The sequence below is a fragment of the Paenibacillus fonticola DSM 21315 genome (assembly GCF_000381905.1).
Lineage (GTDB): Bacteria > Bacillota > Bacilli > Paenibacillales > Paenibacillaceae > Fontibacillus > Fontibacillus fonticola.
Genome location: NZ_KB907276.1, coordinates 1 through 23,648 on the forward strand (window position 1 = coordinate 1; position 23,648 = coordinate 23,648).

Sequence of the window (23,648 nt, forward strand, 5' to 3'; positions counted from 1 at the left end):
ATTTCGGAAGCAAGCTTCCAAAATAACCTCGCTCGACTTGCATGTATTAGGCACGCCGCCAGCGTTCGTCCTGAGCCAGGATCAAACTCTCCAATAAAGTTCGGATAAGTGCTCTTGCCCGAAAGCAAGAGGCGCTCCATCCGATTATCGAATAAGCTGATAGCTCATTTTGAATCTGACGAGATCAGATTTGCATCTGACTCTATTATTAGATTTCACTTGCGTGAAACCCGCTCACTCGTTGTTCAGTTTTCAAAGATCAAACCTTATTTCGTGCGCCGATATTGTTTCAGCAGCGACTTTTATAATGTATCATGGACGCCCTTCATAAGTCAAGACTTTTTTTAAAATAAATTGTCCGGCTGGCCATATCAATATCGGCCTATTGAAGAAGCGATTTATAATGTAACACACAAATCAAATCAACGTCAACCATTAAATTGAATCAAAACATTGTTAATTTAAGGCCGAGCAGTAAACCAACACCAGGCAGCCCGAGCACAAGCACCGTACTTATAGTTGCCGGGTTCATCGGGATATATGCCTCGGTCAGCAGTCCGGAGAAATTAACGACGTAAATACCGAGTGCGGCCAGCACGATGTGCAGGCCCAAGCGGGTAAGCCAGGCTAATCCAAGCTTCCGCGTCAATAGAATGTACGTTATTAATAACAGGGATACGATAAGCACCATTGTAAGTATTACTCTCATCCTTCTTCCCCCTTGAACAAAAATACACTTTCCAGCGGTTATTTTCTATAGGATGTACGAAATTGGGACTCCAGTTGAAACGGCTCCCATGTTACCTGAGCCTGCTTGGCTGCCTTCAATTGAACTTGATACCGCCTCTCCGCGGCTTCTAGTATATAGATCGCTATGTCGACCTCATCCGAGCCAACCGCTTCTTGGAACGCACACCACGCTTGCTCCCATTCCCGTTGAGCCTTTTTAACCTCTTCGTATAAATGCTCCTTGTACTCCAATTCTTTCTCGTACCGGCGAATATTCATTTTACCGAGCAGCCATTGCATCAACCTCACGATTATCCTCGCCTCCCTGATACGGTATATTTCATGTGTATCGGGATTAGGACAAACTTAGAACTGCCAAATTTCACCCCTTTTTTTATTTCTCAAAAAATACCCCGGCCATCCCAGCCAGCAAAAAGAAGCCCCGGTTATCCAACCGGAGCTTCCAAACAATCGACGGATACATATGAACTTATCTTAACTCGCGCCTGCCCTCGAGCGCCTTGGATAAAGTCACTTCATCCGCATATTCCAAATCACCGCCGACCGGCAGTCCATGCGCAATACGAGTGACGCGAATTTCGAACGGCTTCACAAGACGAGAAATATACATCGCCGTAGCTTCACCTTCAATATTAGGATTGGTTGCTAAAATCAACTCTTTCACCCGCTCATCGCTCAAGCGGTTCAAAAGCTCTTTAAGCCGGATATCATCCGGACCCAGCCCTTCCATGGGTGAAATGGAGCCCTGCAGCACATGATAGTACCCATCAAACTCCTTCGTCCGTTCCATAGCCACCAAATCCTTGGGGTCCTGAACGACGCAAATGACGGAAGGGTCCCGGGTCTTATCCTGACAAATCCGGCATGGATCGGTATCCGTAATGTTGCAGCATACCGAGCAATAATGCAGATTCCGCTTCACGCTAACTAGAGCCTTGGCAAAATCAATCACATCGTCTTCCTTCATATTCAGCACGTGAAAAGCCAGCCTCGCGGCCGTCTTCGGCCCGATTCCCGGCAAATGAGTAAAGGCGTCGATCAGCTTAGCGATCGGTTCGGGATAATACAATGAGTGTGTTCTCCTTCAGTCTTATAATTAGAACAGGCCTGGGATCTTCATTCCGCCTGTGAATTTGCCCATATCGTTGTTAGCCAATTCATCCGCTTTGGTAAGCGCATCGTTTACAGCCGTCAGGACGAGGTCCTGCAGCATTTCTACATCGTCCGGATCTACAGCTTCGGGTTTAATGTTGATGGACAACACTTTCTTATGTCCGTTCACCTGCACCGTAACAACACCGCCGCCCGCGCTTCCGTCCACTGTTTTTTCGCCTAGTTCCTCCTGGGCTTTCAGCATTTGCTCCTGCATTTTTTTTACTTGTTTCATCATTTGGTTCATATTGTTCATATCAAACACATCTCCTTCACTTTAGTCATTTTCATTTTATATATTAAAAGAGGTTGTTCCAAGAGTCCCCTTTTGATCCGATCTTTGAGAAAGCGATTAGCGGGTTAGTAAGTCGGTGAGTCGGTGCATCGGTGAAGCAATAATGCAATGATTTAGCAAAAAGCCTCACTATCAGCCCAGAACAGCTCACGACCCATACTAAGCCTTCGGCAACATTACAGATGCTCTAACTCTACCCGGCCCAGACCAATTCCCTACTCCTTCACGATCACAAGATCGTCACCGAACATTTGCAACGCCTCATCTACCCACGGCTCCTTGCCGCCGCTTTCCTCCTCAGAACCTGGAACTAGCTGAAAAGGCTCCTCCTTGGAAGGATCGGCCGCAATCCCTTCAACATTATCGTTCCAATCTTTCAACATCATCGTTACAAGCCGGTATGGCGACCCAAGCACCCGTTCCATAACCATTTCAATCAGTTGCTTATTCGCCGGCTTCTCCGTAGTTTCACGGTGAATATCATTTTTAAAAGCGACCAGAACGGCATCTTCCAGCACAGAAACGGGTTCCCCATTCACGAACCAGGCATGGATTGTAATTTTCTCATCCTTGACGCCCTGCAGCACTTGACTCCACTTGCTCTGTACGGCGGTAAACTCCGGACTACTGCGCTGGGCGACATACCGGTCGAGTCCTGATGGAAGCTTGGCCTTGGAAGATACCCGAGGGGCAGCAGCTCTCGATGCCGGGCGGCTCCCTTTATTGTCCGCGTCTTGACCCGATCCGCTCAGGCCTCCTTGCATGGCCCGTTCCAGCTTCTTCTCCAGCTCCGCCAATTGGCGCCGAAGCTGCTGGATCTCGGAATGGCTGTCGGCAGAGCCGGCAGCGGCGGATGGCGCAGCTTGCGGCTGGGCCGCTTCTTCATGCTGCGGGATGCTGCACAGCTTCAGCAACGCTACCTCAAACAGCGTTTGAGGCTGCAGCGCATACTTCATTTCCGTCTGATATTGATTCAGCGTATCAATGATCCGGAACAGCTGCGAGCGGGTAAAAGCTTCCGCCATCTCCCCGAAATCCTCGAGATCGAGCACGCGTTCCGTCATTTTATCTGCCTGCGGAACCATTTTGATCATTAACAGATCGCGAAAATAATACAGCAGGTTCTCCATGCACTTATCGGCGCTCTTGCCTTCCTGCATCAGACCTTCGATCAACTGCAGCATACCGCCGACATCGCCTTCAATCAGCGTCTTGGCAATCGCCGCAAACTGTTGCGAAGGGATCCCGCCCGTCATATTCAGCACCTGCTGGTAAGACACATGCCCGTCCGAGAAGGAAGCGATTTGATCCAGTATGCTCAGTGCATCCCGCATCCCGCCGTCCGACAATCGCGCGATATATTGAATAGCTTCATCTTCGGCGGCAATTCCCTCCTGCTCACAGATCAGCTTCAACCGCCCGCTTTGTTCCTCCAGGGATACCCGGCGAAAATCAAACCGCTGACAGCGGGAGATGACTGTTGCCGGAAGCCGGTGCGGCTCTGTCGTGGCTAAAATAAACATGACGTGTGACGGCGGTTCCTCCAACGTCTTAAGCAGCGCATTAAACGCCTCTGTCGTCAGCATATGAACCTCATCGATAATATAAACCTTCTGCCGCACTTCTGTAGGGGCATATTTTACTTTTTCACGCAAATCGCGAATTTCCTCGACTCCCCTGTTGGAAGCGGCGTCAATCTCGAGCACATCCATAACAGCCCCTGCCGTAATCCGCCGGCATGAGTCGCAATCGTTGCACGGCTCTGGAGCTGGTCCCTTTTCACAGTTCACGGCTTTGGCCAAAATTTTGGCCGCACTCGTCTTGCCCGTTCCCCGGGGGCCACTAAATAAATAAGCATGCGAAAGCCGCTGCTCACGAATCGCATTCTGCAACGTGCGGATAATATGCTGTTGTCCTACCATGTCCTGAAACGACTGCGGCCGCCAAGCACGGTACAGCGCAATATGCTCCATATGCGGCACCTTCTTTCTTCATGAAGCGATAATCGACACTTTCCCATTATACTATACTCTACGGACGAGAAAAACTTCTAGCTGATAAGTTGCTCCGACATATTTCAATCCAATCGGCCTCTTCCCCCTAACTTACGCCTACCCAGATTGACAGCCAAACTAACAGCTAGGTGTACAAAGAAAAACATCCATTTTATATATTCCTGCCCCACCTGCATATTCCTGGAATTTTGTCTCCCTGTTTGTTTCTGAAATGAAAAAACATCTCTGTCCAACAGACAAAGATGTTGATGTATAAACCTATGTAGCCGTGCACCTGTTATTGATCATTGCGATCCAAGCGGCACCTTTACGGCGCAACTCGAGACAGGCTTCCCCCCGGCACAAAAGTAGGACTGCTTATGGCTGCTTCCTTCCGGACCTGACCAGGTTCACAGGTACTCATTGCGGAGGACCCGTCTGTCAACGTCTGCCGTAAAGACCGGACCTCACATCGGCAAGACCTCTAACAGGAATTCAACCTCGCTATAGCGGATTGCGAGTTACAGGGCACCGCTACCTCCCCATCTAGCACGGTGAAAATAAGTATATCTCATACATGTCCAAAATGCAACCGACGGCAAAAGTTGTCTTTTTACGTTCCTTAGGACATGCCTTCTCTCTTAATTTTTGATATATTTATAGAATAATATGGCACTTCATAGAGAGGATGTATTTTGATGAAAAAGATAGGCCAACTCCTACTCGCTGCCGCATTAATGAGCGGAGTCTTTGCCGGGATTACGCCGCCGCAGCGAGCTCAAGCCGCCGCCCCAATCCGTATCATGCTTGATGGTTACCCGCTCGGTTTTCCAGCAGAGCCTATCGTGGTTAAAGGAACAACCCTGGTGCCTTTTCGCGCCATCTCCGAAGCGCTGGGCATTCAAGTTACATGGGACTCGAAAGAAAAGAGAATCTCCGCTGTTAAAGGAAGCGGGGCAAACGCTATACGCGTACAGCTGACACTGAACAGTACAAAGGCAACCGTTAATGGAAATCCCGTCAGCCTGGCCGTAGAGCCGCAAACCGTAGATGGCAATACATTGATCCCGCTTAGCTTTTTTAGCCAGCAGTTTGGCGCACAGGTCGATTGGGATCAGGAGACACGCACCGTCTCGATTGCATCGCCGCAAAAGCGAGTATACACACTGGGCTTCTATGCGATCTCCTCTTTTTCTGAGGCATCCGCCATTCCGCAACTTGATTCCGTCGCCTTTGGCTGGAGCCGTATCGATGAGAATAGCAAATTTACGCTTAGCGGCAAAGACTTTAAATGGCCTCTTCCTGCCGGAGATGTCACGCCGGAAAATCTGGTCAGTGAAGCGGCAAAATCCCGGACTCTTCCTTATTTAATGGTTTATTCAGGGGACGTCTATGGTGAATTGACCAACATTATCGAAAATACCGAGCTACGGAGACAAACAATTTCGGACATGATTAGCGCAGCCAAAAACAATCAATTTCAAGGCATCATGCTGGATTTCGAAGGCCTTGGACTAACTACGGACAAAGCGAAAACCCGAGCTTCCTTCACCGCATTCGTGAAAGAAGTATCTTTGCAGGCCAAATCAGAAAATTTAAAGCTGGCCCTGGCGCTGCACCCGTTAAACTCGTCTTATCAAGGCTATGATTACAAGGCGCTCGGCCAAATTGCCGATGAAATTATCATTATGGCCTATGACTACCGCAGCACCGGTGGAACGGGTCAACCGGAGCCTGCAGACAAAGTGGATGAAGCGATTCGCCTTGCCCTCAAAGAGACCAACAAAGACAAGCTTGTGCTCGGCCTCAATTTGAACAGCGAAAATGCCAAGTCAGTCCATACGCTGATCGGCTTAGCCAAACGCTACGATCTCAAAGGCATTGCTCTATGGCGGCTCGGCTTGATTAGCAGTGATGAATGGACACAAATGCAAAAAAGTGTGGAGTTCAAAAAGTAAAATATGGCACACCACAAAAAATCCCCCGTTCACTTTGAACCGGGGATTTCGCATGTATTCGAGATGCCGCAGCGCAGCATATCAACATCAAATGTAAATTAGATGCCGTATTTTCTCTTAAATCTGTCAACGCGACCGCCAGCATCCACGAATTTTTGCTTACCTGTGAAGAATGGATGGCAGTTGGAGCAAATCTCGACGCGCAGGTCTTGTTTAACAGAACCTGTTTCAAAGGTATTGCCGCAAGCGCAAGTTACCGTTGTCACGTGATATTTAGGTTGAATTGCTTCGTTCATGACTTCACCTTCTTTCCGCCCTGAGCCTCAAGCGTGCACAGAGTTATAAATGACACATAAAGAGATTATATCACGCGATGTTTTGTCGCGCAATTGGAATATATGAGGTTTATCCCCGTACTTTTACCCGGGCTAATTCGGCAGGCGGCACATGCGTGTAAGAGCCGATGACTACATCCGGCAGCTCTTGCTGAAATATTTCAATCGCCTGTTTCATGCCGAATATATCCCCTTGGGCCGGAGGAATGAGCTCCAAATAGCTTTCGGGGTCGATATTCAGATTGCGAAGCTGAATGAGACGCAGCTTCGTACGGCGCGCGAATTCAATCATCGCTTCAATCTCTTCCTCCCGATCGGTGACGCCGGGAAAGATCAAATAGTTAATCGACGTGTATACGCCTTGATCCGAGGCATAGCGGAGCGACTTCTCCACATTTGCCAAAGTATATCCGCGCGGCTTGTAATAAGCGTTATAGTGCCCGTCCAGCGCACTAATCGTACTCACGCGCATCAAATCAAGCCCGGCATCGACGATACCGCGAATGTGGTCGCTAAGGCCGGCATTCGTATTAATATTGATATACCCCATATCGGTCTGGCGCCGGACTTCGCGAATCGCTTCGATGATCAGCTTGGCCTGCGTCGAGGGCTCTCCTTCACAGCCTTGACCGAAGCTGATGATCGACTCCGGTGTCTTCAAATGCTCCAGCATAATTTCAATAAGCTCCTCCACACGGGGACGGAAGTTCATTCGTGTCTGCGGGGCAACGAACCCGCTGTCATCCGGCTGTTCCGAAATGCAGCCAAAGCAGCCGGCATTACAGGAATAGGATACCGGAACAGCCCCCTCCCAACGGTTCAAAAACGTGTTGGAGGCAGTCAGGCATTCGTAGCCTAACGCACAATTGGATAAGTGATCGTACAGCCGGTTGTCCGGATATTTTGTCCGAAGCGCCTTAACTTGACTCTTCAGCTCTAAAGGGTCGCAGTTCAGAGGATTCCATTTCTCGGGATCATCGGATAATCGGGCGGTCACATAAAATTGATTGTCCTTCCATACAACCGCTGAATATCCGAAGAGCGGCAGCTTGTAATCTTTATCCGTCTTCACGTAACCGGGGAGGCAAAGGCGCGTATAGCCTTGCGGAAGCAGGGCGCCCACGGCCTGGACATCACCGGGAACCGGCATCATTTCTCCCGTAACCGGGTCCATCCCGATCGGCCTCGTAGAAGGCAAACCTACCAGAGTCGCTCCTTCCGGCAGCGGAATGAGCTCGTCCTCTAATATTTCCACAATCATATCTGCGCTGCGGGCAAGACCGTACAGCGAGGAATGATCATATACTTGTCCTTGTTTGTCTGCATATACTAAATACATGTCGTTCTCCTCTTCGCTTTACGTTATGGCCCATTTTGAACCACATCATGATGCCAGGCGTATGGTTATGACCCTGAGCCTGATCCAGAGCCTGATCCGGAACCTGATGGCGCAGCCGTACGGGTCGTGCGGCGCACGCCATTTCCGCTGCCGGACGAAGGTGCATGTCCAGTTGCCGCATTGCCGGCGGCATCGAAGGAAGCGAGAAATTCCGCGTTAGTTTTGCTGTCACGCAGCTTCTTCAAGAAACCTTCCACAAAATCGTAGGAATCGTTCATATTTTTGCGAATGGCCCAAATCGTATCCAGTTCCTCCTTCGTCAGGAGCACTTCTTCCCGTCTTGTCCCGGAACGGCGAATATCGATCGCCGGAAAAATACGGCGCTCTGCCAGCTTCCGATCCAAATGAAGCTCCATGTTGCCCGTCCCTTTAAACTCTTCATAAATAATATCATCCATTCGCGAGCCTGTATCCACAAGAGCTGTAGCCAAAATCGTCAGGCTCCCGCCCTCTTCCACATTACGCGCCGAACCAAAAAACCGTTTCGGGCGATGGAAGGCCGCAGGATCGATCCCTCCGCTTAGCGTACGGCCTGAAGGCGGCACGACAAGATTGTACGCTCTGGCCAGGCGGGTAATACTGTCCAGCAGAATGACGACGTCTTTCTTATGCTCCACAAGGCGAAGCGCACGCTGCAGAACAAGCTCAGCCACCTTGATATGATTCTCCGGCAATTCATCGAACGTGGAAGCGATCACTTCCCCCTTTACCGAACGCTGCATATCCGTAACTTCTTCCGGGCGCTCATCGATAAGTAACACAAATAGCTCAATCTCGGGATGATTAGTAGAAATGCTGTTGGCAATTTCTTTAAGCAACAGCGTCTTGCCCGCCTTCGGCGGTGCCACGATCAAACCGCGTTGTCCAAGACCGACAGGGGCTAGAACATCCATGATACGAGTGGATAAATGGTTAGGGGTTGTTTCAAGCACGAGCTTGCTTTGCGGATAAAGAGGTGTTAATGCCGGGAAGTGCAGACGTTCGGCTGCAATGGACGGATTCTCTCCATTGACGGCATTCACTTGCAATAGTCCGAAGTATCGTTCATTTTCTTTCGGCGTTCTACATTTGCCGGATACGAGGTCTCCTGTTCTCAAATCAAACTTTCGTATTTGGGATGCGGAAATATAAATATCTTCCGTACTTGGCAAATAATTAATCGGTCGAAGAAACCCGTAGCCTTCCGGCAAAATTTCCAGGACGCCCTCCATAAACATGAGACCGCTCTGTTCGGCCTGGGCCCTTAAAATGGCAAAGATCAGTTCCTTCTTCTTCAGCTGACCGTAGTAAGGAATCTGATACTGCTTCGCCAGTTTATACAGCTCCGTCAGTTTCATTTCTTCCAAATCGGCAATTTGTAAATCCATATAGTATACCACCTATTCAATTTTCATTTTTGTTCAGCGATTTCTCTTCATGTTGCTTCTTTTGTTTTCCCTATCTTTGATTTTCCTAATTTTGGTTTACCCTAATTTTCATTGAAACGAATTTTTCTATTACACTATGAGATCAGTATAAATCTATAAACAATAAAAATGATAGACGCATTTTATTAATATTACCCGGAAATCATCATTTTATGCGGCCGGGCAGAGATATCTACTCTGCCTGACGCCACACATCCGCGCCAAGGGCACGCAAGTTGGTTACAAGATGATCATAGCCGCGATCGATCAGCTCCACGCCCGATATTTCGGTCACTCCGTCTTTGACGGTCAAACCGGCAATAACGAGAGCGGCTCCGGCCCGTAAATCGGTAGCTTTCACTTTAGCGGCATTGAGCTCGCCGCCCTCAATAATAGCTGACCGGCCTTCCACGCGGATTTTAGCGCCCATGCGTATGAGCTCAGGCACATGCTTGAATCTGTTGCTGTATACAAAATCGCTTAGCACACTGACTCCTTCAGCCTGCGTCAGCAAGCTTGTCATCGGCGATTGCATATCAGTCGGAAAACCAGGATAGATTAAAGCCTTCACGTCGACATGCTCATACTTGGATGCGCCGAGCACACGAATCGACTCGTCCATCTCTTCGACACTGACGCCCATTTCAATCAATTTCGCTGTTAGCGCCTCCAAGTGTTTAGGAATGACCCCATCGATAATCATATCGCCGCGCGTGGCCGCCGCTGCAATCATATAGGTACCTGCCTGAATCCGATCGGGAATAATGGAATGACGGCAGCCGCGAAGCTCCTTAACTCCTTCAATCCGGATCGTTTCTGTACCAGCACCCTTAATGCTGGCTCCCATAGCATTTAACAATGTAGCTACATCTATGATTTCAGGCTCCTTCGCCGCATTCTCAATAATAGTAGAGCCTTTAGCTCTTGCAGCAGCCAGCATTATATTTATCGTAGCTCCAACGCTGCAAACATCGAGATAAATTTTAGCGCCTCTTAATTCCTTCGCTTTGAGATGAATAGAACCATGTTCATTGGTAACTGTAGCCCCGAGTGCTTCAAATCCTTTAATGTGCTGGTCAATGGGGCGCGGCTCGAAATTACAGCCCCCCGGCAAGCCGATCGTAGCCTCGCCAAATCGCCCGAGCATCGCTCCCATCATATAATAAGAAGCGCGTAATTTCTTTACAGGCCCGTTAGGCATCGGGATAGAGCGAATCTGGCTGGGATCAATTTTGATCTGGCTGTCTTGCCAGGTCACGGTAGCCCCAAGCTCCTCCAAAATTTCCGTATATACAGCCACATCGCTCAGATGCGGCAAATTATCCAGCGCTACTTCTGACTCCGCTAAAATGGCAGCAGGAAGAAGCGCAATGGCGCTATTTTTAGCTCCGCTAATTTGGACGGTTCCCTTTAGCGGACGCCCGCCACTGATCATTAACTTTTCCATAAGACGAAAATCCCCCTGAAGCCAAAAATAAGTCTTAGCTTAATAACTCTAATGATTCTTATCCATAATACCACTTCTATGCTGAAATAGGAAAGACACCGCATGAAGAGCGGTGTCTTTCTTGTAATATAAGACTTCAAATCGTGCCTAGAAGTGAATGATTATGCTTGGTTGTTAGAGCCAAACTCGCGTATTTTACCAATAACCGTTTGTTTGATAGCTTCACGGCCAGGTTTCAGGAATACACGCGGATCGTATGCTTCCGTCTTCTCAGCGAGAACTTCCCGAACTACTTTCGTGAAGGAAATTTGGTTCTCTGTGTTCACGTTGATTTTGGAAGTACCCAGAGAAATAGCTTTCTTAATATCATGAAGAGGGATGCCTGTGCCGCCATGCAGAACGAGCGGAACGCTAACCGCGTTGCAGATTTCCTCCATTTCCTTGAAGCCCAGGTTCGGTTCGCCTTTGTATGGTCCATGTACGGATCCAAGAGCTGGTGCAAGTGTGTCGATGCCTGTCTCTTGGACGATGCGGATACAATCATCCAGCTTCGCGTACATCACTTCACCGATCACATCGTCTTCTTGTCCGCCGACCATACCTACTTCAGCTTCGACGGAAACGCCTTTGGAATGCGCATATTCAACGACAGCTTTCGTCGTATCAATGTTCTTATCGATTGGGCTGTGGGAGTCATCGATCATAACGGAAGTAAATCCGGCTTCGATCGCCTCTTTACATTTCTCAATGCTTGAACCATGGTCAAGGTGGATTGCAACAGGGATAGTGATTTTCAAATCTTCCATCAGACCTTGCACCATCTTAACAACGGTGTTAAAGCCGCCCATGTAACGTGCTGCGCCTTCAGAAACACCAAGGATTACCGGTGATTTCTCTTCTTCAGCAGCCTCAAGAATAGCGTGTGTCCACTCCAGGTTGTTGATGTTGTACTGACCCACTGCATACTTACCTTTAAGAGCTTTGTTCAACATGTCTGTCATACTTACTAATGGCATGGCTCCAATCCTCCTAGGACGTTTGTTTATATTCATTTTGCCGACATTCACACGTAATTATTATAACACAACCCGACAAAAATACTATTCAAGCTTTTCCATCTATTTGTGAAACTCTCATGTTGTACAGCGATTTAGAAGCAGGGGAACTCCCAGTAGATTTTACCCGGTTTATTATACAAAGAAACCTCCTTTAGAATAAACGCAGGGAAATGGAAATCCTGCTCTTACCTAAAGGAGGCTGCCTTATCTTATACAATGAAGCATGAAGGAACCGTTCATACAATCCCGATCGGCCTCTGAGTTCGGCTGATTCAGACTGAGGTGATATTATGCGCTTAAAGAACAGCGCCGCCTTTCAGCTCCATGTTTACTGCCAATCTCATTTCATCAATGTCGAAAGGCTTCGTAAAATGTCTCAACGCGCCGAGTTCGGTCGCTTCCTTGATCATATCCAGCTCGCCGTAGGCAGTCATCATAATTACCTTGATGGCCGGATTGACTTCCTTGATATGTTTCAAGATCTCAAGTCCATCCATACCAGGAATCTTCATGTCGAGAAGCACCAGATCCGGCGAATCACTGCGGACGATTTCTAATGCCATCTTGCCGTTAGCAGCCTGGAACGTCTTATAGCCCTCGCTGCTGAACACTTCCATCAATAAGATACGGATTCCGTTCTGATCATCAACAATCAACACTTTCTTCTCTTCCACTGAGACACCCTCCTACAAGTTACCCTTGTAATCCTCATAAAGGTATAATTCGCCTCAATTTAGGAAATCCCTTCTGAATTGGTAAAAAGATACTTAAAAACATTCGGAATATCCCGGAGGGCTGTTCCCGTGGTTTAATATAGAAGAAAAATGTAAAATAATCTTTCTTATTTGAACCGGTCTGTCGAATTTGACCCAGACTGTCGAACTTAGGCTTGATGTACTATCGAAGCTTTCACAAATTCCCGGAACAATGGCTGCGGCCGATTCGGACGGGAGGAGAATTCTGGATGGAATTGAACCGCCAAGAACCACGGGTGGTCTGGAAGCTCGATAATCTCAACCAGCCGTCCGTCCGGCGATGACCCGGAAATCCGCAGACCCGCTGCTTCAAGCTGTTCACGGAAATTATTGTTGAACTCATACCGATGGCGGTGTCTCTCGTGAACAAGTTCTTCCCGATAGCATTTTTCGGCAAGCGAGCCCTTCTCCAGCTTGCACGGATACAGTCCGAGGCGCATCGTGCCGCCTAAATCCTCGATATCCTTCTGCTCTGGCAGAAGGTCGATAACAGGATAGGCCGTCGACGGATTGATCTCTGAGCTATTCGCCCCGTCCAATCCAGCCAGCGCGCGGGCAAACTCAATGACAGCCACCTGCATGCCAAGGCAAATTCCAAAGAACGGAATTTTGTGCTCGCGGGCATAGCGGATCGTTGTAATTTTGCCCTCAATCCCCCGGTCGCCAAAGCCTCCGGGCACAAGGATGCCGCCAATGCCTTTTAACTGCTCGGCCACATTCTCAGAAGTTACTTCCTCCGCGTTCACCCAGCGGATCTTCACTTCCGCATTGTTATCGAAGCCCGCATGCGACAGCGACTCAACAACGCTCAAGTATGCATCATGAAGGGCTACGTATTTACCGACGATGGCAATTTCAACCGTCTTCTCGAGCTTGTTAATGCGGTCAACAAGCTCCACCCATTCGCTCATGTCCGGAGCCGGAGCATTCAGCTTCAGATGATTTACGACAATCTCATCCAAACCTTCCTCCTGAAGGTTAAGCGGAATCTCATATAACGTATCCGCATCGCGGCACTCTACGACCGCATTGGCATCAATATCGCAGAAGAGAGCGATCTTCGCCTTCATGTCCTCGGACAGCTCATACTCTGTACGGCATACGATTACGTTCGGCTGAATGCCGATGCTGCGGAGTTCTTTGACACTATGCTGGGTCGGCTTTGTCTTCACTTCACCGGCAGCCTTGATATATGGAATAAGCGTGACGTGGATATACATGACATTGTCGCGCCCAACATCGCTCTTGATCTGACGGATCGCTTCCAGGAATGGCAAGCTTTCGATATCGCCCACCGTTCCGCCGATCTCCGTAATGACCACATCCGAGCCCGTCTCGCGGCCAGCCAGGAACACACGCTCTTTGATTTCGTTCGTAATGTGCGGGATCACTTGAACCGTTCCACCGAGGTATTCCCCGCGGCGCTCTTTGCCGATGACGGAGGAATAAACTTTGCCTGTCGTGATGTTGCTGTTCCTAGACAGATTGATGTCGATAAAACGCTCATAGTGACCGAGGTCGAGGTCTGTCTCAGCCCCGTCGTCCGTGACGAACACTTCCCCATGCTGGTAAGGACTCATCGTACCCGGATCCACGTTGATGTAAGGATCGAATTTCTGGATCGTTACCTTTAAACCTCTATTTTTAAGCAGCCTGCCGAGTGAAGCGGCCGTAATCCCTTTGCCAAGGGAAGATACAACCCCGCCTGTTACGAAAATATATTTTGCCACAGTTTAAAAACCTCCTACATAATAGTCCAGAAATTCAGGCGACTCAGATCATAGCGTAACCCATTAGCTCAATAATCATAGCTAAAAATGGCATAAAAAAACAAAAAAGTGACACCCGAATAGGTCGGGGCACTTTTTAAAATTAGAACATATTTATAGGTTTGAATCATAAGCCCATGCAATAGTTTAACCGTTCGCCACTTCTCTGTCAAGTAAAGAAGAAAGCATTTCTACGGGTAAAAATTGTGGCAATCTCGTGCACAAAAAGGGGACGAAAAACCTATTTTTCCTCATATTCATCGTCGTATTCGTCTTCTTCAGACTCAATCTCTTCGTCGTCCTCATCTAAATCTTCATCATCGATCAGGGAGTCATCTTCGACCTCATCGACTTCATCGACTTCTTCATCATCTTCATCCGAGAACAGTTCGTCTTGATCTTCTTCATCATCGATTGCATCAAAGTCCTCGTCCTCGTCAGAGAAGTTCTCTTCCTCGTCGGTAAAGTCTTCATCCTCCAGGTCGTCGTCATCATCGTTAATGATGCGCGGACGCTTCGCATTCGCCACAGGATCCTCAGACTTCTCAATCGGGTACCAGCGCTTCAAGCCCCACAAGTTGGTGCCGACGCAAGCAAATCGTCCGTCGATGTTAATCTCCGTGTACAATTGAGCGATCGCTTCATTGATTTCTGCCTCAGACATATTGCGGATCTTAGCTACCTCGCTCATCAGGTCGCGGTAATAATACGGTGTATTCGCCGCTTTTAAAATCAAAAAGGCCAAGTCAACCATCGGAATTTCATGCACTTTCTCCGGGTCGATTTTCAAATTAAGTGGGGTACTCACCAGGCGGACACTTCCTCTCACGCAAAGTTCAGAATACAGGTATCCGAAATCAAATTGTAAATTGATTCCTTAACTAACATATCCATATCACACATAAGTAAAACCTATTTGGTATTGCCATGTCAAGTTTATTCCTCCAGCCGAAATATGTCCAAAGGATGTCGGGAACATTCGGCGGCAAAGTGACTGCCCACACAAAAAGACGGGAACGAGTCGTTCGCCGTCTCTTGACTGTATCCTATCCGGAAAAGAAGCGCCTTGTCCGGATGGCCGCGAAGGCTGCAAAAACCTTCATTACATCCTATGTCTGTAAGTCCGCTTTGACACGGGACTCCAGGGCCAATCCCTATAATTCATCAAAAAATATCGAGACCTGTTTGCCCATTTCCTTGAAACAGGGCCTCTTCCCCACTCCCGGGTAAAGCCGTCATCATAGAATACTCCAACACGCTAATCTCGGGAGGACACCAGATTATGGATTACTCCAAACTTTTGCGATATTTGAATGACTACATCGACACTTCCGGACAGGGCGGGCGGCATATTATCCGATTTTCGCAGCCCGCCCATTATGCTGAATGCCTTCGCCAATTACTGAAATACCGGCGCAAATATCCCGCCCTGCGGCTTGTTCGCTCTTCATCGCTGCTTCACGCCCTGTTCTGTCCATTACGAACACCGGATGCCGCAATATACGCAGAGCCCGAACTATCTATTGAAGAGGATGCCACGATCAGCGTTCATTCCTCAGCATCCTCCGGTAAAGAACGGGCAACCGACATTCCTTGGGGCGTCAAGCGCATCGGTGCCCCCGAGACGTGGTCAGTATCGACTGGACACCGTATCCGTATAGGCGTCATCGATACGGGAGCTGACTATAGCCACCCTGATTTGCACCATTCCCTCGCTCGGGGGATTCACCTGCTGAACCGGGCCGGCCTGCCTCATGACGACAACGGGCATGGCACGCATATTGCCGGCACGATCGCAGCGGCTGGCGGATCGCAAGGGATGATCGGCGTGGCTCCCCGCTCTTTGATTTATCCGGTAAAGGCGTTTGATCATAATGGCTCGGCGTACGTCTCCGACATTATTCTCGGAATCGACTGGTGCGTCAGAAACCATATGCACATTATCAATATGAGCTTCGGGATGAAATCAACGAGTCAATCTTTGAGAAATATTGTCAGTAAAGCGCACGAAGCAGGCGTTGTCATTGTCGCCTCCTCAGGAAACGACAAAAAACAGCGTACCGCCGATTATCCGGCAAAATATGCTCAAACGATTTCAGTGGGAGCCACGAACCGGGATGGAAAAATCGCCTCCTTCAGCAATTTCGGGCCTTACATTGACATTTACGCGCCCGGTGAAAAAATAACGTCCTCTTGGCTAGGCGGAGGCCACCGCGAAATGAGCGGTACATCCATGGCGACTTCCCATGTCAGCGGTGCAATCGCCCTGCTGCTCGCGCTGCGCCCTGGCCTGACACCGGGCGAGATCAAGCGCCGGCTGCGCCGCACGGCCCGGCCGCTGCCCTGCTCTACCGCCCGGGCCCGGTCCAGGCCCGGCGAAGTCAATGCGGTACGGCTGCTGCGCGGCCGTACCGGGCGGCGGGCGTAGGCGCCGGAGCACAGCAAAGCGCAAAGCGCAACGAGCACAGCAAACGCCGGAGCACACAAAGGAACTGCCCAATAAGACCCTAGAGTTAGACGGAGGACATCACGTTTTTCCGTCTAATTTTTTTTCACATCTGCTTTTATCCTGTTGTGAGGTGTTGGTCCTGAGGTAGCTAGTTGTCGTCGGTTGGTTGTCGGCTGTGAGGCTTGGGTGGGTGGCTTGGTGGCTTGGTGGCTTGGTGGCTTGAGTGGCTTGAGTGGCTTGGTGTACTTGAGTGGCCAGGTGGTCGGTGGTCCGTGAGGCTTGGGTGGCTGGGTGGCTGGCTGGGTGGCTTGGTGGCTTGGTGGCTTGGTGGCTTGGTGGCTTGAGTGGCTTGGTGTACTTGAGTGGCCAGGTGGTCGGTGGTCCGTGAGGCTTGGGTGGCTGGGTGGCTGGCTGGGTGACCTAGGTGGCTTGGGTGGATGGCTGGGCAACTGGATATATGCGGACACTGGGGACGCTAACTGGATATATGCGAGCCTAACGGACATAGGGGACGCTGTTTGTGAAATAACGAGACATCTGAAGAGCTAACGGACCTACGTTCCGCTATTGACCCCAAAAGCCTGTTTATTGCAGTCCATTTGGTCGAATAGCGGAACCAGGGTCCGTAAGCATAGCGAAAGAGGGTCTATTTCAACAAATAGCGGATCTCCTGTCCTTTAGCGGATGACCAGCCCCACCAGTTCTGCCAATTCCATTACTTTCATCATTCTCATCCGTTTCATCAGTCTCATTAGTCTCATAAGTCTCATAAGTCTCATAAGTCTCATTAGTCTCATTAGTCTCATCAGACTTTATCAGTCTTATCTCGTCAGTCTCGTCATTCTCATCAGACTCATTAGATTCATAAATCTTATAAGTCTTATCAGTCTTACCAACCCATCCACACCACCCCCACCACTCTCACCAATTCCACTAATCCCCAAACCGCCACCCTTTGAAGATGAAGAGGCTGCCCTAAAAGTCAGTTTTTACTGACTTTTGGGACAGCCTCTTCAAACGGCCTGGCAGCGGAAGCCATCCGCCGCGGACCGGGCCAGGTCGGGCCGGGCCGGGCTTGGGGCTCACACCACCGTACATGCGGCGAGTCCGCATACGGCGGTTCCTGACCAATGGCTGCGTTACATGCGCTCTGGCGCGGATACGCCGATCAGCTTCAGCACATTGGCCAGCACGGTGCGCACGGCGCTGAGCAGCGCCAGCCGCGCAGCCGTCTGCGCCGCGTCCTCGGTGATTACGCGCTCGGCCTTGTAATAGCTGTGGAACAGCGCCGCCAGCTCATACACGTACCGCACCAGGCGGTGCGGTGCAAAGCTCTCGGCCGCCACGCCAATCTCTTCCGGCAGTTCGCCGATTTTGCGCAGCAAATCGAATTCATGCTCAGCGGTCAGCTTGCTAAGCTGCACCTCTGATAATGCCGGAAGATCGATCCCCTGCTCCGCGGCCTGGCGAAAAATGCTGCAAATCCGCGCATGCGCGTACTGCACATAATACACCGGATTTTCATTCGATGCGGAAATCGCCAGATCCATGTCGAAATCGAGATGGGAGTCCATGCTCCGCATCGTAAAGAAATAGCGGATCGCATCAACGCCGACTTCATCCATCAGATCGACCATCGTGACGGCTTTGCCTGTCCGTTTGGACATTTTTACCTTCTCACCGTCCTGGAATAGGCTGACCATTTGCGCGATCAATACGGTCAGCTTATCCGGATCATATCCGAGCGCCTCCATGGCAGCTTTGACACGCGGAATATAACCATGATGGTCAGCGCCCCAAATGTTGATCATCCGATCGAAGCCCCGGTCGTATTTGTTCCGGTGATAGGCGATATCCGGCGTCAAATAAGTATAGGTGCCATCATTTTTGACAAGCACGCGATCCTTGTCATCCCCGTATTGGGTTGATTTCAGCCATGTTGCCCCATCCTGCTCATAGGTTTGTCCCTTGGCCCGCAGCGCTTCCAACGAACGTTCGACCTGACCGTCGGTGTATAGGGACGTTTCGCTGAACCAGACATCGAAGCCTACGCGGAAACGGTTCAAGTCACGCTTGATCTTCTCCAGTTCTTTGTCCAATCCGTATGTCCGGAGAAACGCCTCTCTCTCAGCGGGAGTCCGGGACAGCAAGCCATCCCCCTGCTCAGCTACAAGCTCCTTGGCGAATCCCTTAATGTCCTCACCATGATATCCATCCTCCGGCATCTCCACGTCCTGGCCAAGCTCCTGCAAATATCTGGCCTCAATCGACTTCACCAGATTGACAACCTGATTGCCGGCATCATTGATATAATACTCCCGCGTCACCTCATATCCGGCAAAATCGAGCACATTGCACAAGGCGTCCCCGACAGCTGCCCCGCGCGCGTGCCCCAAGTGCAGGCTTCCGGTCGGATTGGCGCTGACGAACTCTACCTGCACCTTCTTGCCCTGTCCGAGCGCAATGCGGCCATACTTTTCACCTTGTGCAAAGACCTGCTCCAATACCGGATACAGATAGCTCTTGCTTAAGAAAAAATTGATAAACCCCGGACCGGCAATTTCGGCACGCTCCACTCCTGCCTGCTCATAATCCAAATGCTTCAAAATTTCCTCCGCAATTTGACGAGGGTTCTTCTTGGCAATCCGCGTGAGCTGCATCGCGGCATTCGTGGCGAGATCTCCGTGCGCTTTATCCTTGGGCACTTCCAATACAACAGCAGGCACCTCTTCACGAGCCGCTAGGCCTGCGGCGATGACCGCATTCAGGATCGCTTCTTTGACGGATTGATTAATTTGTTCTAACGGGTTAACTGTCATATTAATTTTCCTCCTGTATATGTAAACTGATTGCAAAATGTCCGGTCATTTCTTCATGCACAAGCAAGCCATACTCCCAGGTCACGGTTCCATAGGGGCCTTTCAGACGAACCTCCAGCCGGCTCGTATCTGTAGACAGATTAAACCTCGTATACGGAGAACGGTAGAATCCCGGCAAGCGCTTGCCCTGCTGGAACGTCTGCTCCGACTCCACTTCACCGTGGCGCATCACTTTGAGCTCGTCCGGCGATATTTTGACTGTGGCGCGTGTAATTCCCCCCGTTGGTCCATGCTCAGGCTCGACGTATCTAATATAGACTGAATTCCCCTTGATCAGGGACTCGCCTTTAATTCGCTGCTCCGATACCTCATCGCCATCGCCCTGACGGCTGTTGATGACGATGACAGCGGGATTCCATTCCGGCATCCTATCCTCTCCATCCATTTAAGGCTTAACTCAACTTAAGCCTAATCTCAACATTTTCTTATTGTACTACTATATCCAGTTCACCGGTGCAATTCAATATTTGAGGTGATAAACCATCTTCGCCCTATTGGCAAAACAGAGAGCATTGAAAAAAAACAGAGAGCGGCTCATGATGGATCAGCCGGAGAAAAGGTGAAGCCCTCAGAGCAGCTTATGCTGGATCAGCCGGAGAAAAGTCGAAGACCGCGCTTCACTGAAACGCTGAAAATCCGCCCAACAGAAAAAACCCCGCCAACTGGCAGCGAGGTCACTTATTATTTTGCCACGTAGCCGGCTCCTTCTATAAAGCGCGGCAATTGTGAATGGTGGCATTATGTGGTTTAACAGCCATGCCGCAGAAGCCTGCAATAAAAACGCAAGCCTTGTCAGGCTTTCAGCATATATGGGGCCACAGCCTGCTTTATGGCAGGACAATTTGTCAGAGTATGCCGGACAAATCGTTAGAGCGTATAAGACAAATCGTTAAAGCGGCTGGCTGAGCACCATGTATTTGACCTTAGAGTTATCGTAGTAAAGATGAAACCGGAAGTAGTCCCCGGATTTGTAGCTCCATATACTCGGAAGCGTGCTGGCCTCAGCATCCAGCCTGTTATCTACTTCCTGGGGAGTTAAGCCTACTTTGACTCCGTCAGGCGTCTCATGAGTACTGTCACTAAATACAATTTGATTGTACAGGTATAGAACACCCGCCTTGTACTTGGCTACCTTTCTGACCTCGCCGCTTGCGTAATCGTAATAAGGAATTTCCCATTCGGCTTCCTCATTTTTGAGGCGGTCCTCCCACTGAGCATAGATCAGGCCATCTACAGCGATTTTCTCCCTATCTACCCCCTGCGGCTCGGTCAGGACACCCTGCTCCATTTCCTGCCTGATCCTCTGCTCCAAGGCTGCAAATACGCCCAGCTCCGAGTCAGGCTTAAGCAGATCATGCATCAGCAGCATAACCTGGTCATTTGCATAATAAGCCTTGCCTTCTGCTGCAATTGCGTTGCTCTCCAAATAATAAGGCAGTTCGATCACCTGATCATTGTTCAAATTAAACTGCAGCACAGTCCGTTCTGCGAAAGAAGGCACTTCCGTCACAGCGGCCTGCATATCCGTAAAGCGCAAAGACTGCAGCAGGACCTCCTTCCGTTCAGAAGGGACCTTTTTCTTCGCTCCTCCGTGGACTACAGAGACAGACTTCACCTCATCCTCCGTAAAAGGAAGGTAGTCGAGCAGATAAGGGGAAACGGCCTCCTCACTGCTTGACTCTTCAGTCTGCTCGGAAGGGGGCGGTGACACGACCGGCTCGGCGTTATGAAATTCCAGGGACGGGTCGGATCCCGGGGAGTTTTGGGCATCGCTTTCGCCCATTGTCTCGACCGGATTCGACTGGTCTTGTTGCTGCAATTTAAAAATACCGACAATGAAAATCGCCGCCAGCACAATCAGCATCCCTGCCAGTAAATAGCCTTTTCGTTTGTTCTTATTGTTCATTGTTCCTCCTTGGGTAGAGCGTATAACACGTATTAAGACGATATCAATGAAATATTATTTCAAATTCCAAGTGATTAGACGCATCAACCCGGTAAAAGTTGCCATAATTTCTCGCTCGCCATAAAAACAGTGCTTTCTTCCCACAGCAAATTATTCAGCTCCGCTGAAAACTTATAAATTCTATAATCTCAATAACCTACAAAAAATGCCCTGCAGCGCATAGCACGGCAAGGCATAGCAGCGTAACTTGGAATAACATGACGCAGCAAAGCACATTAGAGTGCATTATTATATTTTCATGTTTAATAACCGATCTAGCTACGGGCCTCTACTGCTAGCTAGGACGCTCCACTACTTCACAAAGCCAAGCAGCATTTCACGGATCAGCTTCGCCGCGACAATCTGTGTTTGCTCTGTAGGATCATAGATCGGGGCGACCTCTACCAAATCGCAGCCCACGACGTTCACATCGGATCTCGCAATCAAATGAACCGCTTGAAGCAGCTCCTTCGAGGTGATTCCGCCAGCCTCAGCCGTACCTGTACCCGGGGCGCAGGACGGATCGAGCACGTCGATATCGATCGTCACGTACACCGGACGCGAGCCCATCTTCGGCAGCTCGGTCTTCAACGGCACAGCTACCTCGAACGGGTGGAAGTTGATATTTTGCCGCCCGTAGAGGAATTCTTCCTTCGAGCCGGAACGGATGCCGAATTGGTAAATGTTCTTGCCGCCCATCAATTCAGCCGCTTTGCGAATCGGCGTAGAATGGGACAGCGGCTCGCCTTCATATTGATCGCGAAGATCGGCATGCGCGTCGATATGAATGACGGCCAGGTCCGGATATTGCTCATACATCGCCTGAATGACCGGCCAGCTAACGAGGTGCTCCCCGCCCAAACCGATCGGGAACTTGCCGTCCTTCAGCAAACCGCGAACATAGTCGCCGATCACATCAAGACTGCGGGCCGCGTTGCCGAAAGGCAGCAATAGATCCCCCGCGTCGAAATATGTTTCATCCAAAATGCTTTTATCCAAATAAGGACTGTACTCCTCCAGCCCGACTGAAGCCTGGCGGATCCGCGCAGGGCCAAACCGTGAGCCGGGACGGTAGCTGACGGTGTAATCCATCGGCATCCCGTAGATGACGGCTTTGGCGTCTTCATACGATTCCGAGCTGCAAATAAACACGTTTCCCGAATAAGCCTGATCCAGTTTCATCGCCGCACTCCCCCTTATTTCACGAGATCTTCTACGAACTTAGGCAGCACGAATGCAGCTTTGTGCAGTCGCGGCGAATAGTACTTCGTGTCGATCTCCGGAATTTGGGCTTCATCCACTTGAAGCGGGTCATAGGTTTTGCTGCCCATCGTAAAGGTCCACAGCCCACTTGGATACGTTGGGATGTTAGCACCATACACGCGGACGATCGGGAAAATTTCCTTGACGTCTTTGTTCACTTTCTGAATCAAATCGGCCTTGAACCAAGGGTTATCAGTCTGTGCTACAAAAATGCCGTCTTCCTTCAGCGCTTCGTAAATCCCTTGGTAGAAGCCGCGCTCAAACAATGGAGCCGCCGGGCCTACAGGCTCCGTCGAATCAACCATGATTACGTCGTACTTATTTTTGCTCTGAATAATATGCATATAGCCGTCATTCACTTGAACCTCAACCCGAGGGTTATCCAGCTCACAGGCGATTTCCGGCAAATATTTTTTCGAATATTCAATCACTTTCCCATCAATATCAACAAGAACAGCCTTCTCCACCTTAGGGTGCTTCATAATTTCGCGTATAACGCCGCCGTCACCACCGCCGACAACAAGCACATGCTTCGGATCTGGGTGCGTAAACAACGCTGGATGGGCTACCATCTCATGGTATACAAATTCATCCTTCACCGTCGTCATGACCATATCGTCAAGCACCAGCATTCGTCCAAACTCTTCGGTATCAATGATCGCTAAATCTTGAAAATCCGTCTGCTCTCTCACCAATGTCTCCCGAATTTTTGCCGTAATGCCAAAGACGGGCGTCTGTTTCTCCGTAAACCACAATTCCATCGTATAACCCTTCTTTCCGTTAGAATAGTGTTT

General features: G+C 49.7%; 20 protein-coding genes, 1 rRNA gene and 1 other RNA gene. 2 read left to right on the plus strand and 20 right to left on the minus strand.

What is annotated here, in order from left to right:
* From G358_RS0124570 to ffs, 7 genes are all read right to left on the minus strand, one after another.
* Window positions 1–97 (minus strand): 16S ribosomal RNA (locus G358_RS0124570); the annotation flags it as partial.
* 348 nt (window positions 98–445) lie between these two features.
* Entirely contained in the window at window positions 446–709 is a 264-nt protein-coding gene (locus tag G358_RS0124575) for a pro-sigmaK processing inhibitor BofA family protein (RefSeq protein ID WP_019639922.1), read from the minus strand.
* 38 nt (window positions 710–747) lie between these two features.
* Window positions 748–1,029 (minus strand): DUF2508 family protein, encoded by a 282-nt coding sequence (locus G358_RS0124580; protein ID WP_033404453.1) that lies wholly within the window; start codon window positions 1,027–1,029, stop codon window positions 748–750.
* Window positions 1,030–1,219: 190 nt separating this feature from the next.
* On the minus strand, window positions 1,220–1,819 hold the full coding sequence (gene recR, locus G358_RS0124590) for a recombination mediator RecR (protein WP_019639925.1): 600 nt from the start codon (window positions 1,817–1,819) through the stop codon (window positions 1,220–1,222).
* 27 nt (window positions 1,820–1,846) lie between these two features.
* On the minus strand, window positions 1,847–2,158 hold the full coding sequence (locus tag G358_RS0124595; RefSeq protein WP_019639926.1) for a YbaB/EbfC family nucleoid-associated protein: 312 nt from the start codon (window positions 2,156–2,158) through the stop codon (window positions 1,847–1,849).
* Between the two features lie 254 nt (window positions 2,159–2,412).
* Entirely contained in the window at window positions 2,413–4,170 is a 1,758-nt protein-coding gene (dnaX, locus tag G358_RS0124600; protein WP_019639927.1) for a DNA polymerase III subunit gamma/tau, read from the minus strand.
* Window positions 4,171–4,478: 308 nt separating this feature from the next.
* An RNA gene (ffs, locus tag G358_RS32650) (signal recognition particle sRNA large type) lies at window positions 4,479–4,746 on the minus strand.
* Window positions 4,747–4,889: 143 nt separating this feature from the next.
* Here ffs and G358_RS0124605 point away from each other — a divergent pair.
* A complete protein-coding gene (locus G358_RS0124605; RefSeq protein WP_019639928.1) occupies window positions 4,890–6,149 on the plus strand; it encodes a stalk domain-containing protein in 1,260 nt (419 codons plus the stop codon).
* A gap of 98 nt (window positions 6,150–6,247) precedes the next feature.
* On the opposite strand, the gene rpmE is transcribed toward G358_RS0124605, so the two are convergent.
* The 8 genes from rpmE to rpoE all read right to left on the minus strand — a co-directional run bounded on the left by rpmE (window position 6,248) and on the right by rpoE (window position 15,126).
* Window positions 6,248–6,445, minus strand: a complete 198-nt coding sequence (gene rpmE, locus G358_RS0124610) for a 50S ribosomal protein L31 (RefSeq protein ID WP_019639929.1) — start codon at window positions 6,443–6,445, stop codon at window positions 6,248–6,250.
* 109 nt (window positions 6,446–6,554) lie between these two features.
* Window positions 6,555–7,823 carry a radical SAM family protein gene (locus G358_RS0124615; protein ID WP_019639930.1) on the minus strand — a complete coding sequence of 423 codons (1,269 nt, stop codon included), beginning with the start codon at window positions 7,821–7,823 and terminating at the stop codon, window positions 6,555–6,557.
* 65 nt (window positions 7,824–7,888) lie between these two features.
* Window positions 7,889–9,250 (minus strand): transcription termination factor Rho, encoded by a 1,362-nt coding sequence (rho, locus tag G358_RS0124620; RefSeq protein WP_019639931.1) that lies wholly within the window; start codon window positions 9,248–9,250, stop codon window positions 7,889–7,891.
* A 232-nt stretch (window positions 9,251–9,482) separates the two neighbouring features.
* Window positions 9,483–10,736 carry a UDP-N-acetylglucosamine 1-carboxyvinyltransferase gene (locus G358_RS0124625; protein ID WP_019639932.1) on the minus strand — a complete coding sequence of 418 codons (1,254 nt, stop codon included), beginning with the start codon at window positions 10,734–10,736 and terminating at the stop codon, window positions 9,483–9,485.
* Between the two features lie 161 nt (window positions 10,737–10,897).
* Entirely contained in the window at window positions 10,898–11,752 is an 855-nt protein-coding gene (fba, locus tag G358_RS0124630; RefSeq protein ID WP_019639933.1) for a class II fructose-1,6-bisphosphate aldolase, read from the minus strand.
* A gap of 338 nt (window positions 11,753–12,090) precedes the next feature.
* A complete protein-coding gene (locus tag G358_RS0124635) occupies window positions 12,091–12,468 on the minus strand; it encodes a response regulator (protein ID WP_019639934.1) in 378 nt (125 codons plus the stop codon).
* Window positions 12,469–12,677: 209 nt separating this feature from the next.
* Window positions 12,678–14,279 (minus strand): CTP synthase, encoded by a 1,602-nt coding sequence (locus G358_RS0124640; protein ID WP_019639935.1) that lies wholly within the window; start codon window positions 14,277–14,279, stop codon window positions 12,678–12,680.
* 280 nt (window positions 14,280–14,559) lie between these two features.
* A complete protein-coding gene (gene rpoE, locus G358_RS0124645) occupies window positions 14,560–15,126 on the minus strand; it encodes a DNA-directed RNA polymerase subunit delta (protein ID WP_019639936.1) in 567 nt (188 codons plus the stop codon).
* Between the two features lie 474 nt (window positions 15,127–15,600).
* Between rpoE and G358_RS0124650 the strand changes: the two genes are divergently transcribed.
* A complete protein-coding gene (locus tag G358_RS0124650) occupies window positions 15,601–16,746 on the plus strand; it encodes a S8 family peptidase (protein ID WP_019639937.1) in 1,146 nt (381 codons plus the stop codon).
* Between the two features lie 1,160 nt (window positions 16,747–17,906).
* Here the strand turns inward: G358_RS0124650 and argS are convergent.
* From argS to speE, 5 genes are all read right to left on the minus strand, one after another.
* Window positions 17,907–19,586: an arginine--tRNA ligase gene (argS, locus tag G358_RS0124665; RefSeq protein ID WP_019639940.1), complete on the minus strand. Its 1,680-nt coding sequence runs from the start codon at window positions 19,584–19,586 to the stop codon at window positions 17,907–17,909.
* Between the two features lies 1 nt (window position 19,587).
* Complete coding sequence (locus G358_RS0124670) at window positions 19,588–20,013, minus strand: YwiB family protein (RefSeq protein WP_019639941.1); 426 nt, start codon at window positions 20,011–20,013, stop codon at window positions 19,588–19,590.
* Between the two features lie 522 nt (window positions 20,014–20,535).
* The gene (locus tag G358_RS30840) at window positions 20,536–21,552 is read right to left on the minus strand and encodes a hypothetical protein (protein WP_019639943.1); all 1,017 of its coding nucleotides are present in this window, start codon (window positions 21,550–21,552) and stop codon (window positions 20,536–20,538) included.
* 351 nt (window positions 21,553–21,903) lie between these two features.
* On the minus strand, window positions 21,904–22,773 hold the full coding sequence (gene speB / locus G358_RS0124685) for an agmatinase (RefSeq protein ID WP_019639944.1): 870 nt from the start codon (window positions 22,771–22,773) through the stop codon (window positions 21,904–21,906).
* A 14-nt stretch (window positions 22,774–22,787) separates the two neighbouring features.
* The gene (gene speE / locus G358_RS0124690) at window positions 22,788–23,615 is read right to left on the minus strand and encodes a polyamine aminopropyltransferase (RefSeq protein WP_026342449.1); all 828 of its coding nucleotides are present in this window, start codon (window positions 23,613–23,615) and stop codon (window positions 22,788–22,790) included.
* Window positions 23,616–23,648 lie beyond the last annotated feature (33 nt).